This is a genomic window from Enterobacteriaceae bacterium Kacie_13 (assembly GCA_013457415.1).
Taxonomy (GTDB): domain Bacteria; phylum Pseudomonadota; class Gammaproteobacteria; order Enterobacterales; family Enterobacteriaceae; genus Rahnella.
This window is the reverse complement of the sequence record CP045665.1, coordinates 2,285,529-2,300,749: the sequence shown is the minus strand read 5'-3', so window position 1 is coordinate 2,300,749 and position 15,221 is coordinate 2,285,529. Positions and strand designations below refer to the sequence as shown.

Sequence of the window (15,221 nt, the reverse complement as noted above, 5' to 3'; positions counted from 1 at the left end):
ATAACTGAAATGTATTTCTGAGAGCGAATTACACCGCTTTATGTTGATAAGTCGCGATAATCTTGCTGTAGGCGTAAGACACGGTGCCTTCATATGTACATTGATACAGGTTGTTGTGATCGCTGGTGTGACACATTTCCAGGCCCTGATTGTAATCGCGGGTCGCATCCCAGCCGGAGATGGTGCCGAAATTGTATTTCTTCGCCAGGTCGATCAGTTTTTTCATGTGCTCAGTAGTGAAACTCGGGCCGGTGTCGTTGATGCCGAACATCGGTGTCACACCAATACGGCGCCACAGTTTGGCGTCTGACCATTCGGTGAAGACAGTTTTGATCTGACGATGCATTGCCAGCATCGACATTTCCACACCGGTATACATATCCGGCGGTGGCGCGACGTCGCCGAAGTCCATCGACATAGCATTAAACAGTGCAGGAGAAATGCCAGAGTCATGCACCATGCGCACGAAATCTATACCGAAAGAGGTCAGACCCTGTGAATCATCGGACGTCTGGCCATCAACCGGCAGTGTGAAGGCGATTTGCAGTGACGGATTGTTTTTCTGCACTACCGCCATGGTCGCCAGCAGGCGGCTAAGCATTTCGGTTTGCTGCAGTGCGCCGCCTTCGATATCGAAGTCGATGTGATTTACTGCATAGTTGTCGAGCACGCCCTGATACAACGCGGCCAGTTCACCCACGTCGGTGATGTGCTCTTCGAGGAAGTTGGAATTCGCTCCGCCGAAGGAAATCGCCACATCACCACCCGCAGCGCGAAACGCGGCGATATCTTCTTTACCGTAATCAGAGACCGTGGCATCACCGGTAAAATCTGCGCCGTAATCGCCAACGTTCGCATCAGTGATGCTTACCAAACCACCCCAGCATGGACGGTAGTTCGGCACCCCTTCACCGTTATTCATGTCGGCAGCGGTGATAAAGCCCAGCGTATAAGCTTTCAGGCCGGACTCTTTACCGAACACGCTCGGACGCGGCGTCGGCCAGCCGGTGAAGTCCATAAACGGGGCGTGGTTGAAGCTGTAGTCTCCTGAATCCGGCAGAGTTTTATCGGTAGTAACGTTCAGCACTGGAGATTTAGCTGAGAAATTACCGGCCAGATCGTAAGCACGCACCTGAACGTTGTAGGCCGTTTGCGCCGTCAGCCCGACCAGAGTGACCGATGTGCTGGTGGTTTTCTGGGTTTTGGCGACTTTGGTTTTGGTGTTGGTATACGTGACTTCGTAACCGCTGACCATCACGTTGTCGGTAGACGCCTTCCAGCCAACGGTCAGGGTTACTGCACCGCTCGCCACCACTTTGACATCAGAAGGTACCGTCGGTGCCTGAGTATCAGCCACCTGATCGGCTACTTCGCCGTTGACTTTAAAGCCGCGCGGCAGATTACCAATGCTCACGCCGGTGTTATTGCCAATCATAATGGCAAACGTGCCTTTGCCGCCCGCCGGGATAACGCTGCAATCGTCAATCAGCGTACCTTTGATCGGGCTGCTCCAGGTTTCGAACTGGAAGTTAATGTTTGCAGATGCGCTCTGTGAATTATCGAGCGTAAATTCTACTTTTCCTGATTCCAGATCGGTGTCCGTCATATTAAATACGTCAATAAAACAGGCGGCTGACCAGACGTCGTCAACATTTTCCCATGCAGCGGAAACCATATATTTTTGTTTGGTAGTGCTCATAAATCGTAACTCCAAAGATAAGTGTCAGTGAGTGAATAGCGGAAAGCAGACGATGCGAGCGGGGTAAAATGCGTTATCTCATCGCTCGCCACTGCTTTCTCTGTGGCCAGTATCAGAGCCTGATTTCAAAAGAGAAAATCACACTGCATCAAAAATTTTCGTGAGGAATGAAAGCTTAACTATCAGTGATTAAGAGGCGTATTTGTGATTGATGGTGAGACGTAAAAACGCATCAATCAGAAATGTTTTCATCACACTGTTTTTACTATGGCACGTTTGATGCCTCTTTTTTGTCATACGCAAAAGTGTGATTTAACCGTTAATTGGCCGCTGGCAGGGGAAAAGCTGTAACTGCAACTACACTGATTTGATAGCAACCGACAAGCGGCCCCATGAGCCGCGGATCTTTTTCGCTCAATTCTTTCTCAGGATTTATTCTGATTGACCTGCTCAGGAGTGTGAAACGAATGGCAAAAGCCCGATCCAGTAAAGTGACCCAGCCCACGGCCAGCACTGATGAAGTCCGCACTGTCCCCTCAAACGCCCAGGTCAACATCGCTGTTGACGAACTCGGCGTGCGCATCATGCATCCTTACAGTGATGGCGAAATCGTCCGCAGTTTCGATTCCGGTCACACCACCCGCGTGCGTGAAGGTTTACCGGTACCCCTCGGCGCGACGTGGGACGGTCTGGGGGTGAATTTCGCGCTGTTTTCCGCGAATGCCACCAAAGTCGAACTGTGTCTGTTTAATGAGGAAGGCGAACAGTACGACGTCATCGAACTGCCGGAATACACCGATGAAGTCTGGCATGGCTATCTGCCGGATGCCCGCCCGGGTCTGCTCTATGCTTATCGCGTGCACGGTCCTTACGCACCACACGACGGGCACCGGTTTAATCCGGCCAAGCTGCTGCTCGATCCTTACGCCAAGCAAATCGTCGGCGACCTGAAATGGGACGACGCGCTGTTTGCTTATGACATGCAAAGCGCCAAGAAAGATTTGCATATCGATAATACCGACAGCGCGCCCTTCCTGCCCAAGTGCCGCGTGATCGACCCGGCATTCTCCTGGGCTCGTTCACGCAAAAAGCATATTCCCTGGGAAAAAACGCTGATCTACGAAACGCATTTGCGCGGCTATACCATGCGTCATCCGGCGGTGCCGGAGCATCTGCGCGGTACGTTTTCCGGGATGAGTACGCCGCACATTGTCGAATATATCCGCTCACTGGGGGTGACCTCCGTCGAACTGATGCCGATCCACGCATTTACCGATGACCGGCATTTGCAGGATAAAGGCCTGCATAATTTCTGGGGTTACAACACGCTGAGTTTCTTCGCGCCGCATCCACAGTATATGGCCACGCACACCGTAAACGAATTCAAGCAGATGATCGCCACCTTCCACGCGGCGGGCATCGAGGTGATCCTGGACGTGGTCTATAACCACACGGCGGAAGGCAATGAGCTTGGCCCGACGCTGTCGTTTAAAGGGATCGACAACGCCAGTTATTACCGGCTGATGCCCGATAATAAACGCTATTACATCAATGATACCGGTACCGGCAATACGCTCAATCTCAGTCATCCACGGGTGTTGCAGATGGTGACGGATTCGTTGCGCTACTGGGCGACGGAAATGCAGGTGGATGGTTTCCGCTTTGATCTGGCGACCATTCTCGGGCGGGAAAGCTACGGTTTCGACGAGGGCTGCGGATTCCTTGATACCTGCCGTCAGGATCCGATCCTCAGCCAGTGCAAACTGATCGCCGAACCCTGGGATTGCGGTCCCGGCGGCTATCAGGTGGGCGGGTTCCCACCGGGCTGGATGGAGTGGAATGACCGCTTCCGCGATACGGTACGTAAATTCTGGCGCGGTGACGAAGGCCAGCTGGCGCAGTTTGCCACACGACTTTCCGGCTCGGCGGACATCTTCAATCACCGTGGGCGCAAGCCTTACGCCTCGGTGAACTTCATCACCGCCCACGACGGTTTCACCCTCAATGACTGGGTTTCTTACGAGAAAAAGCACAACAGCGCCAATGGTGAAAACGGCAAGGACGGCAGCGATAACAATATTTCAGCCAACTATGGGGTCGAAGGCCCGACTGACGATGCGGAAATAAATGAACTGCGACTGCGGCAGATGCGCAACATGCTGGCAACGCTGCTGTTTTCACAGGGTACGCCGATGCTGCTGGCCGGGGATGAATTCGCCCGCTCGCAGGAAGGTAACAATAATGCTTATTGTCAGGATACCGACATCGCCTGGGTGAACTGGAACGTTGGCGATAAAGGCAAATCGCTGTTGCTGTTTACTTACAGGCTGATCGCCCTGCGTAGGCGTTTCCCAATTTTGCATCGCGGACGTTTTCTCACCGGGGCGGTGCATGAAAAGCACGGCGTGAAAGATGTGAGCTGGTTCCAGCCGCAGGGGCCGGAAATGACCGACGCAGCGTGGAGCGATCCGCACGCGAAATGCATCGCCATGCTGCTCGATGGCCGCGCACAGCCGACCGGCTTGCTGCGTCAGGGATCGCTGAGCACCGTGCTGTTGCTGTTCAACGCCTCACACAAAGACGTTATGTTCACCCTGCCATCGGTGGCACACGGTGAGAGCTGGCGGCATATTCTCGATACCTTCCAGCCCGATGACGTGAACGAGCATAACTTCGATTTTGGTCGCGAATATGTCTGTACCTCACGAACCGTGGTGCTGTTTGAATTGATCAGCGCCGCGAAACATTAATCTATAACGACTTCGCCACGCTGCTTCAGGCATTGAGGATCTGAAGCAGTGTTTCACGCCCTTCCGCCAGCCCTTTCTCCCGACCGAGCGCCTGACGGCTTACGCCTTCTGCGCGGATCACGTGGCAATCTGCCACGCCCATCAGTTCCAAAATCGAGGCCAGATACGGCTCCTGAAAATCATGCAGTTTGCCTTCCGGCGTGCTGTATACGCCGCCGCGCGTGGAAGCAATATACGCCGTTTTTCCAGGGATCAGCCCCACCACGCCCTGCGGCGTATAACGGAACGTCAGCCCTTTCTGGCAGACCTGATCCAGCCACGCTTTGAGGTTGCTGGGAATGGAATGGTTGTACATCGGCGCGCCAATCACCAGCACATCGCAGGCGGTCAGTTCTTCAATAGACTGATAAATGCCGTCCAGCTCAGCCTGCAAAGCGGGCGTAATCACTTCATCCTGCGAATTATGCAGCAGGCTCATCGCCGCAGCAGAAAGATGCGGAGGCGGCGTGGTGCCCAGATCACGATAAGTCACTACAGCGTCATGATGTCGGGCGCAAAGCTCGGCGACAATCGTCGCCGACAGTTCACGGGAAACGGAGCCTTCAATAAACGGGCTGGAATCAAGGTGTAAAATTTTCATAGTAGTTTCTGTTTTCATCTCTTAATTAGAATGAACACAGGTTAATCGTTGTGCTATTAATCTAAAATACCTGATATCACAACATATCGTTGCAGGCCTGCAACGATACCCAACCGGAAGATCTCAGATGAAGGACAATCTCAATGACATGGCGCTATTCGCCGCTGTGGTAAAGCATCATGGCTTTACCGCCGCCGGGCGCGCGCTGGGTGTGTCGAAATCCCTGCTCAGCCGCCGCGTGGAAGCGCTTGAATCGCGCCTCGGCGTACGTCTGTTGCAGCGCACGTCGCGGCACTTTTCCGTTACCAGCGTCGGCGAACGGTACGCGGCTGAATGTCAGAAACTGCTGGAACAGGCGCAGTCCGCGCAGCAGGTAATTGATGATTTGCAGCAGAGCCCGCGCGGGTTGTTGCGCATTTCAGCACCGGTGATGATGGCAGAGACGGTGATTGCGCCGCTGATGAAGACATTTCTGACGCGTTACCCACAGATCACACTCGAACTTCTGGCGATCAACCGCTCTGTAGATTTGTTGGAGGAAAACTTCGATGTCATGATCCGCTCGCACAACGAACCTCTGGAAGATTCCGGGCTGCATCGCAAACCGCTCGGCACATTGCGCTACGTGCTGGTCGCCAGCCCGGCATTTATCACCGCCCTGCCGGTGCCACCTTCAGTCGAACAACTGAGCGCCCTGCCGACGCTGGTGCGAAAGACACCCTGGGCCGGGGAGCAATGGGAACTGGTACATCCGCAAGAAGGTAGCCGCAGAATATCGCTGACGCCGCGCATGGTGAGTAACAATTTGCTGGTGCTTTGTCAGGCGGCTGCCGACGGACTGGGTATCGCGCTATTGCCGGAAATCGCCTGTGCCCAGCGGATTGTGCAAGGAGAACTGCAACATCTTTTGCCGGAGTGGCATACGCCGCCCTCTTCGGTTTCAGCGTTGTATGCCAGCCACAAAGGCCAGTCTCCCGCGCTGCGGGTCTTTCTGGATTTCCTCAGTGAGACGCTCAATAACGATTTGTGAACCGCGTTATTCCGGATCTTTAAGATAGGCTTTGAACTGCGGCGTCATATGGCTTTTGAAGCTGTCGCCGTCTTTGGTGATCAGATAGACCGCCAGATGTTGCTGCTCCGCCAGCGCCATCGCTTTTTGGGTGCCTAACACCATCAGACCGGTATCCCAACCGTCTGCTTCCAGCGCGGTCGGCGCAATTACCGTGGCGGATACCAGCTTATGGGTGATCGGCTCTCCGGTCGCCGGATCAATGATGTGCGACAGACGTTTGCCGTTTAGCTCGTAATAGTTGCGATAACTGCCGGACGTACTGATGCCCATGCCCTGCAAATCGACAATCGCCTGCACGGCCGTCTCTTTGTCGGTCGGTTTTTGAATCGCCACCTGCCAGGGTTTGCCCTTAGCGTTATGGCCGCGCGATACCACGGCACCGCCCACCGACACCAGATAATTGCTTATACCATTGCCTTCCACCAGCCGGGCCAGATGGTCGGTGGCGTAGCCTTCACCCACCGTCGAGAGATCGACATACATGCCTGGTAAATCTTTCTGCAAATACTGCCCGTCGCTTTGCTCAATAACTTTCAGATGCTGTAAGCCGATACGCTGACGCGCAGCACTGATCTGTTCTGCCGTCGGGGTTTTCACCGGCTGTTTATCAGGACCAAATCCCCACAGATTGACCAGAGGCCCGACCGTGATATCCATCGCGCCGCCGGTTAAAGCTCCGATACGCATAGAAGTGACAATGGCATCCGCCATGCCGGAGCTTATCGGCTGCGGCACGTTGCCCTGATACTGGTTGAAACGCGAGAGCACTGAATCTTCTTTGTACGTGGACAACTGGTGATCGTCCTCTTTGAGCTGCGCCTCGATTTGCTCACGCAGCGCCGCCTCCCGGTTTTTATCGACCCCCGCCAGACTGACACGATAAAACGTGCCCATGGTTTTGCCTGCAATGACTAGTGCGCTGTCCTGTGTGGAAGACGCACCATCGCAGGCGGATAACAGACTGACGGCGCACAGCACGAGGGCGTGGCGCAATAAAACCGGTGTTAAAGACATGAAGAAAGACTCGTCTGAGTGCCCGAAACCGGACAAGAAAAGGTGCGCAATAGTAAAGGATGACATCTAAACCGCAGCAGAACTGCGGCAAATTATCCTGATATTTCACCGTCGGGTAAAGCCACGTCGTCGCCGGTAAATATTCCTGAAATGTGCACTGCGACAATAAACGACTTTTTTGAATCTATACTTAGCTGCTGGAACAGAAAGTCATTTGCAAGAATGAGCTTCTGTTCTGCCACACAATTGAGGAGAAAGAATGCCGTACCTTGATGATCCCTTAATTATTTTCACCGACCTGGATGGCTCGCTGCTTGACCACCACGATTACAGCTGGCAACCCGCGCAGCCCTGGCTGGACAGGCTTGCCGCCGCGCAGATCCCGCTGATTCTGACCACCAGTAAAACGTCCGCAGAAGTGGCGGCCTTGCAGTCTGCTTTACAGTTAACGCATCTCCCTTTTATTGCTGAAAACGGCGCAATGATCCACTTTCCGTCCGGCTGGACGCCTGAAAGTCCGGTGCCTGGCGCACGCTACGCCGATATCCGCCATACGCTTGTGGAGTTGCGGCATCGGTATGATTTTGAGTTTCGTGGTTTTGGCGATGTCACGCCCAAACAGGTCGCCATCTGGACGGGACTGTCTGAGCCAGATGCTGCACTGGCGATGCAGCGTGAAGCCTCTGAGCCGCTGATCTGGTTTGGCAACGATCTGGACTTCAGCCATTTTAAAAAATGCCTGACCCGCGAAGGTCTGGCGCTGACCCGCGGTGGTCGTTTCTGGCATGTGATGGGAGTCGATGCGGGAAAAGGTCCGGCGGTGCAGTGGTTAGCAGCCGAATACCAGCACCAGCGCGGTAAGCCGGTCATCACCCTCGGACTCGGCGATGGCCCCAATGATTTATCCATGCTGGAAGCGGTCGATCACGCCGTGGTCATCAAAGGCCATCACGATCATGAGATGCCGCTGAGCCGTCACCACGCCTCACAGGTGTTTCGCACCACGGAGTTTGGCCCGCACGGATGGGTTCAGGGACTGGACCATTTTATTACGCTCCCGGACACGGGAAATTCAAAATGAATGAGAAGAGAAATACTTTAGCTATTGTTTGTTCCCAATAATTTTATCAATTCCAAAATTGGAGAATACCGCATGAGTGATTTTTATCAGGATGGAGTCATTACTAATTTCCATAATTTGACTAACCGTAAAGTTGAAGAACTGGAATACGATCTGCAGGTGTTTTCGGGCCGACGCTCAATGGGATTAATATTACCTTCACTTTTTTCAGAACTTGAAGGTCCGGCGCTGACAAAAATTGTCGATGAACTGACAAAAGTCCCCTATCTGGAAGAAATTGTTATTGGTTTAGATCGCGCTTCTCGCGATCAGTTTTTATTTGCTCGTGAGTTTTTCTCCCGCCTGCCGCAGCGTCACCGTATTTTATGGAATGACGGCCCGCGCCTTAAAGCGCTGGATGAAGAGCTGAAAAAAGAAAATCTCTCACCAATGGAACCGGGTAAAGGCCGTAACGTCTGGTTCTGCGTCGGCTACACACTGGCGTCGCGGCGCACGTCCGTCGTGGGCCTGCATGATTGTGACATTGTCACTTATAGCCGCGATATGCTGGCGCGCCTGATGTACCCGGTCGCCAATCCCAATTTCCATTACGATTTTTGTAAAGGCTATTATGCCCGCGTGGCGGATGGAAAATTCAACGGGCGCGTGGGCCGCCTGCTGGTTTTCCCGCTGCTAAAATCCCTGCAAATCGTTTATGGACACTCCGATTTTCTCGAGTACCTGCGCACTTTCCGTTATCCGTTGTCCGGAGAATTCGCCATGCGCACTCACGTTCTGAATGACTTGCGTATTCCAAGCGACTGGGGTCTGGAGATAGGTGTCCTTTCCGAACTGCACCGCAATACCGCGACCCGCCGTATTTGTCAGGTGGATATCGCCGATAATTACGACCACAAGCATCAGCCGATGTCAGAAGATGATGCCACCAACGGCCTGCAGCGCATGAGTATCGACATCACCAAAGCGCTCTACCGAAAGATGGCAATTCTGGGCGTTAACATTACCAGTGAATCTTTCCGTATCCTGAAAGCCACCTACTACCGCAACGCGCTGGATATGATTGATGGATTTGAGAATGATGCGCGTATGAACGGGCTGTCTTTCGATCGTCACAGCGAAGAATCCGCAGTAGAGTTGTTCTCCGGCGCGATTATTGAAGCAGGTCAGGCATTTGTCGATACGCCAAGTGAAAAGCCATTTATCCCGAGCTGGAGCCGTGTGCAGTCTGCGTTCCCGGATATGCTGGATCGTCTTCACGAAGCAGTGGAAAAAGATAATGAAGGCGACGTATAATTTCGCAAGATAATTTAATGACACAAATCAACGCTGCAATTGCAGCGTTTTTGCTTTTCGTAAAATCAAAATCGACGCGATGAATATCCTAAGCCGCCTTAAATTGATTCAGGCAACGTATTCGTTAAAAATTTTATATACATTTTGCAAATAAATTGACCCAAAGCTAAATCTCATTGATTCTCAATTCGTGTAAATAACTCGTTCAGATCAAAATAATGAGAAAAAAAACCCGTTAAAAATCGTAGTTTTTTAACATTTCGCTCTTTTCGCGCCATTCAGCTACTTATCACTCGCTGCAAAAGATGTTAAAATTGACCCATATCAATATTGCCTGAGTGACTCTTATGATCCCGGAAAAGCGTATTATTCGACGTATCCAATCTGGTGGCTGTGCGATCCATTGTCAGGACTGTAGCATCAGCCAGCTTTGCATTCCTTTCACGCTGAATGAACATGAACTCGATCAGCTCGACAACATCATCGAAAGGAAAAAGCCGATCCAAAAAGGTCAGGCACTGTTCAAAGCCGGCGATGAATTGAAATCCCTTTATGCCATTCGCTCCGGGACCATCAAAAGCTACACCATCACCGAACAAGGCGATGAACAGATCACCGGTTTCCATCTGGCGGGCGATTTAGTCGGTTTTGATGCGATTGGCGGTCTGCAGCATCCAAGCTTCGCACAGGCGCTGGAAACTTCCATGGTCTGTGAAATTCCGTTTGAAACGCTCGACGATCTTTCCGGAAAAATGCCCAATCTGCGCCAGCAAATGATGCGTCTGATGAGCGGTGAGATAAAAGGTGACCAGGATATGATCCTGTTGTTATCTAAGAAAAATGCGGAAGAAAGACTGGCTGCGTTTATCTATAACCTCTCCCGCCGTTTCGCAGAACGGGGTTTCTCTCAGCGCGAATTCCGCCTGACAATGACCCGTGGCGATATCGGTAACTACCTCGGCCTGACCGTGGAAACCATCAGCCGCTTGTTGGGCCGTTTCCAGAAATCAGAAATGCTGAGCGTGAAAGGCAAGTACATCACCATTGAGAATCACGCCATGCTCTCTCAATTAGCGGGCCAGTCTGTCGCTGTATCTGTCTGATAGTCCACATCGTTAAATTTTGAGTCGGCTCAGCAATGAATAATTTGTTGATCCGACTCAATTTCCCCTCTGTCCGATTGCTTAATCTTGGTTTACTCTGTACTTAATACAGTGAACGCTGTTCTCTCACAGGTGTTAAGGAGTCCCCATGGCTAAGTATCAAAATTTACTCGTTGCTATAGACCCCAATCAGGATGATCAACCTGCTTTGCGTCGCGCCGTGTATCTGGTGCAACGTAACGGTGGCCGGATCAAAGCTTTCCTGTCTATTTATGATTTCTCCTATGAGATGACCACCATGCTGTCGCCGGATGAACGGACAAGCATGCGACAGAGTGTGATCAATGAACGGGCCGAATGGATTAAAGAGCAATGTAAGTACTACATCGAAGCGGGTATCCAGATTGAAGTAAAAGTGGTCTGGCACAATAAACCCTTCGAAGCGATTATTCAGGAAGTCATTTCAGCCGGTCACGATCTGCTACTGAAAATGGCTCATCAGCACGACCGTCTGGAATCTGTCATCTTCACCCCGACCGACTGGAATTTGCTGCGCAAATGTCCGTGTCCGGTCTGGATGGTCAAAGACCAGCCGTGGCCTGAAGGCGGTAAAGCCGTTGTTGCGGTTAACCTTTCCAGCGAAGAGCCCTATCACGACCCGCTGAACATCAAGCTGGTAAAAGAAACCATCGAACTGGCCTCTCACGTCAATCAGACAGAAGTTCATCTGGTCGGTGCTTATCCGGTCACGCCAATCAATATTGCCATCGAACTGCCGGACTTCGACCCGAGTGTCTATAACGATGCAATCCGTGGTCAGCACCTGATTGCCATGAAAGCGTTGCGGCAGAAATTCCAGATTGATGAGAAATTCACGCACGTGGAAAAAGGCCTGCCGGAAGAAGTGATCCCGGACCTGGCGGAACATTTGCAGGCGGGTGTCGTGGTATTAGGCGCGATTGGTCGTACCGGATTATCAGCGGCGTTCCTCGGCAATACTACCGAACAGGTGATCGACCATCTTAAATGCGATTTGCTGGCTATCAAGCCGGATGATTTTGAATGCCCGATTACGCAAGACGATGATGAAGAGGATGACGACGAATAGCGTCTGAATCACCTATAAAAAGGCCAGTCAGTTGACTGGCCTTTTTCATTTCAACGCTTCAATCATTACAGCGCGCGCAATATTTTCTCTACGCTTTCTTTCGCATCGCCAAACAACATTTGTGTGTTGTCTTTGAAGAACAGCGGATTTTGAACGCCAGCATAACCCGTATTCATCGAACGTTTGAAAACAATCACGTTCTGCGCCTTCCACACTTCCAGCACCGGCATTCCCGCGATCGGGCTGCGTGGATCTTCCAGCGCTGCCGGGTTTACGGTGTCATTGGCACCGATAACCAGCACGACGTCGGTATCCGTGAAGTCGCCGTTGATTTCGTCCATTTCCAGCACGATGTCATAAGGCACTTTCGCTTCAGCCAGCAAGACATTCATGTGGCCAGGCAAACGCCCTGCAACAGGATGAATACCGAAACGCACTTTGATGCCTTTGGCACGCAGCTTCGCGGTGATGTCGTGAACCGGGTACTGTGCTTGCGCCACCGCCATGCCGTAGCCTGGGGTTATTATCACTGAACTGGCGTTTTTGAGCATGTCTGCCACATCTTCCGCGCTCACTTCGTGATACTCACCCATCTCTTCCGCATTGCCGGTTGAGGAACCGTCAGTACCGAAACCGCCTGCAATCACGCTGATGAACGAACGGTTCATTGCTTTACACATGATGTAAGACAGGATCGCACCGGAAGAACCGACCAACGCACCGGTGACGATCAGCAGGTCGTTGCTGAGCATAAAGCCCGCCGCCGCCGCCGCCCAACCCGAATACGAGTTCAGCATCGATACCACCACCGGCATGTCTGCGCCGCCGATAGAGGACACCAGATGCCAGCCGAAGCCCAGCGCGATGATGGTCATGATCAACAGGGCAAATACTTGCAGGCCCACGCTTTCGGTACGAACAAACGTCACCATCAGCAGGAAAGACACCACCAGCGCCGCCAGGTTCAGTTTATGACGATGTGGCAATGCCAGCGGTTTGGAAGAGATAATCCCGCGTAGTTTGCCAAAGGCCACAATCGAACCGGTGAAGGTCACCGCACCGATGAAAATACCAAGGAAGACTTCGGTCAGATGGATGTTTTCCATCACACCTTCCATCGGTACCGCACCGTGATCGAGGTAGCTGTTGAAGCCAACCAGAACCGCAGCCAGACCTACGAAACTGTGCAGAATGGCCACCAGTTCCGGCATTTCAGTCATTTCGACCTTACGCGCCAGATAAACACCAATCGCGCCACCGATGACCATCGCAACAATGATCCAGCCAACGTTACCGGAGTCAGGACCAAGAATGGTCGCGATTAAGGCGATCGCCATCCCGGTCACACCGAAGATGTTCCCCTGCTTAGACGTTTCATGTTTAGAGAGCCCCGCAAGGCTGCAAATAAACAGAATAGCGGCAACAATATATGCTGCTGTAACTAAACCCCCAGACATATGCTACCCCTTAATTCTTACGAAACATCTTCAGCATGCGCTGAGTGACGGTGAATCCGCCGAAAATATTGATACTGGCGATCAGGACGGCAATAAAAGACAGGAAGCTAACCCAGCCACCATGACCAATCTGCAATACTGCGCCCACCACGATGATCCCGGAAATTGCGTTCGTCACCGACATCAGCGGAGTATGTAGTGCATGGCTGACATTCCATACCACGTAGTAACCGACCACGCAGGAGAGCGCGAAGACGGTGAAGTGGGACAGGAACTCTTTCGGTGCCACATTTGCCAGCCAGCCAAACAGCACAATAGCCACGGCCATAATGATGAATTTAGTCCACGGCGAGGCCGGTTTGGCTTCCGCTTTGGCTACAGGCTCAGCCGCTTTGGCAGCCTGAGGTTGTGCCGAGACCTGAATCGGTGGCGCAGGCCAGGTCACTTCACCGGCTTTCACGACGGTTACGCCGCGAACTACGGTGTCTTCGAAGTCGATCTCGATTTCGCCGTTTTTCTCTTTACACAGCAGTTTCAGCAGGTTAACCAAATTGGTGCCGTATAGCTGAGAGGACTGCGTTGGCAACCGGCTTGGCAAATCGGTATACCCAATGATCTTCACGCCATTGTCGGTTGTGGTGATTTTATCCGCCACGGTCAGTTCGCAGTTACCGCCAGTTTGCGCCGCCAGATCGACGATCACGCTACCCGGTTTCATGGACGCGACCATTTCTTTGGTGATGAGTTTCGGTGCCGGACGGCCAGGGATCAGCGCGGTAGTTACGATGATATCTACTTCTTCGGCCTGAGCAGCAAACAGCGCCATTTCCGCTTTGATGAAGGCCTCGGACATCACTTTGGCATAACCGTCGCCGCTGCCCGCTTCCTCTTCGAAGTCCAGTTCAAGGAACTCCGCGCCCATGCTCTGAACCTGCTCTTTCACTTCAGGTCGGGTATCAAAAGCACGCACGATAGCACCGAGGCTGCCGGCTGCGCCGATAGCCGCAAGACCCGCCACGCCGGCGCCGATAATCATGACTTTTGCCGGTGGCACTTTACCTGCAGCGGTGATTTGCCCGGTAAAGAAACGGCCGAATTCGTGAGCGGCCTCGACAATCGCACGGTAACCGGCGATGTTGGCCATTGAGCTCAGGGCATCCAGAGATTGCGCGCGGGAGATGCGCGGCACAGAATCCATTGCCATTGCGGTGACCTGACGGTCAGCCAGCTTTTGAATCAGTTCAGGGTTCTGTGCAGGCCAGATGAAGCTGACCAGCGTGGTGCCTGCCTGTAGTTTATCGATTTCATCGTTTTCAGGTGCATTCACCTTCAACACGATATCTGAATGCCAGACGTCCTCGCCGCTCACCACGGACGCGCCCGCTTGTTCGTAAGCGGCGTCCTCAAAGCTGGCTAACTTCCCGGCACCTTGTTCGATAGCGACCGTAAAGCCGAGTTTGAGCAGCTGTTCCACCGTTTTCGGCGTGGCTGCAACCCTGGCTTCATTGGTCAACCGCTCTCTTGGTACACCAATACGCATAGTATTCCCTTCACCCTTTTCATTGATGATTTGTGTCATCGTCATAACATTTCAATTACCCGCCTGCCGGCTTATGTAGAACGCCAGAACGTGTTTTTTCAGGCTGGTTATAACCTACTGAATATCTGATCAATAATCTACGTATCGCAGTGATAGTCAGGTAATTAATAATAAAAAAGTTGATATGGACCGCAAAGCTGCTGCAAACGCTGAGAAATACGCCTTTGATCCACTTCTTCAGGCGGCGGAAACCAGATCTATCACTCTGCCCTTTTCACCCATGAGCCGCTGACAGCGGGCATAAAAGTTAGAAAATAGTGAATAATTAACATTAATTTCACTACTTGGATTATTCCTCAAACTTATATAAGTTAGGGTCAGCAAAAAAAGAACAGTGTCATGGCGTTGACGCCCGCATTATTGCCATAAATTACTGAGACACTCGGTATTGTTACATGCAATAA

General features: G+C 52.2%; 11 protein-coding genes. 6 read left to right on the top strand and 5 right to left on the bottom strand.

Annotated features, from left to right (window positions below):
• Nucleotides 1-28: 28 nt before the first annotated feature.
• Entirely contained in the window at nucleotides 29-1,699 is a 1,671-nt protein-coding gene (locus GE278_10525) for a hypothetical protein (GenBank protein ID QLK61167.1), read from the bottom strand.
• A 467-nt stretch (nucleotides 1,700-2,166) separates the two neighbouring features.
• Here GE278_10525 and glgX point away from each other — a divergent pair, with 467 nt between their 5' ends.
• Complete coding sequence (glgX, locus tag GE278_10520; protein QLK61166.1) at nucleotides 2,167-4,449, top strand: glycogen debranching protein GlgX; 2,283 nt, start codon at nucleotides 2,167-2,169, stop codon at nucleotides 4,447-4,449.
• A 25-nt stretch (nucleotides 4,450-4,474) separates the two neighbouring features.
• On the opposite strand, the gene GE278_10515 is transcribed toward glgX, so the two are convergent.
• A complete protein-coding gene (locus GE278_10515) occupies nucleotides 4,475-5,089 on the bottom strand; it encodes an FMN-dependent NADH-azoreductase (GenBank protein ID QLK61165.1) in 615 nt (204 codons plus the stop codon).
• A gap of 127 nt (nucleotides 5,090-5,216) precedes the next feature.
• On the opposite strand from GE278_10515, the gene GE278_10510 reads away from it, so the two are divergent.
• Nucleotides 5,217-6,119, top strand: a complete 903-nt coding sequence (locus GE278_10510; GenBank protein QLK61164.1) for a LysR family transcriptional regulator — start codon at nucleotides 5,217-5,219, stop codon at nucleotides 6,117-6,119.
• 6 nt (nucleotides 6,120-6,125) lie between these two features.
• Here the strand turns inward: GE278_10510 and apbE are convergent, their stop codons facing one another.
• A complete protein-coding gene (gene apbE / locus GE278_10505; protein QLK61163.1) occupies nucleotides 6,126-7,175 on the bottom strand; it encodes an FAD:protein FMN transferase ApbE in 1,050 nt (349 codons plus the stop codon).
• Nucleotides 7,176-7,434: 259 nt separating this feature from the next.
• Here apbE and GE278_10500 point away from each other — a divergent pair, with 259 nt between their 5' ends.
• From GE278_10500 to uspE, 4 genes are all read left to right on the top strand, one after another.
• Nucleotides 7,435-8,256, top strand: coding sequence for a mannosyl-3-phosphoglycerate phosphatase-related protein (locus tag GE278_10500; GenBank protein QLK61162.1), 822 nt, complete (start codon nucleotides 7,435-7,437; stop codon nucleotides 8,254-8,256).
• A 72-nt stretch (nucleotides 8,257-8,328) separates the two neighbouring features.
• Complete coding sequence (locus GE278_10495) at nucleotides 8,329-9,549, top strand: glycosyl transferase (GenBank protein ID QLK61161.1); 1,221 nt, start codon at nucleotides 8,329-8,331, stop codon at nucleotides 9,547-9,549.
• Nucleotides 9,550-9,896: 347 nt separating this feature from the next.
• Complete coding sequence (fnr, locus tag GE278_10490; protein QLK61160.1) at nucleotides 9,897-10,652, top strand: fumarate/nitrate reduction transcriptional regulator Fnr; 756 nt, start codon at nucleotides 9,897-9,899, stop codon at nucleotides 10,650-10,652.
• 148 nt (nucleotides 10,653-10,800) lie between these two features.
• Complete coding sequence (gene uspE, locus GE278_10485; protein QLK61159.1) at nucleotides 10,801-11,760, top strand: universal stress protein UspE; 960 nt, start codon at nucleotides 10,801-10,803, stop codon at nucleotides 11,758-11,760.
• A 65-nt stretch (nucleotides 11,761-11,825) separates the two neighbouring features.
• Here uspE and pntB read toward each other — a convergent pair whose 3' ends face one another.
• Entirely contained in the window at nucleotides 11,826-13,217 is a 1,392-nt protein-coding gene (gene pntB, locus GE278_10480; protein QLK61158.1) for a Re/Si-specific NAD(P)(+) transhydrogenase subunit beta, read from the bottom strand.
• Nucleotides 13,218-13,227: 10 nt separating this feature from the next.
• Nucleotides 13,228-14,757 (bottom strand): Re/Si-specific NAD(P)(+) transhydrogenase subunit alpha, encoded by a 1,530-nt coding sequence (gene pntA, locus GE278_10475; GenBank protein QLK63266.1) that lies wholly within the window; start codon nucleotides 14,755-14,757, stop codon nucleotides 13,228-13,230.
• Nucleotides 14,758-15,221: the final 464 nt, after the last annotated feature.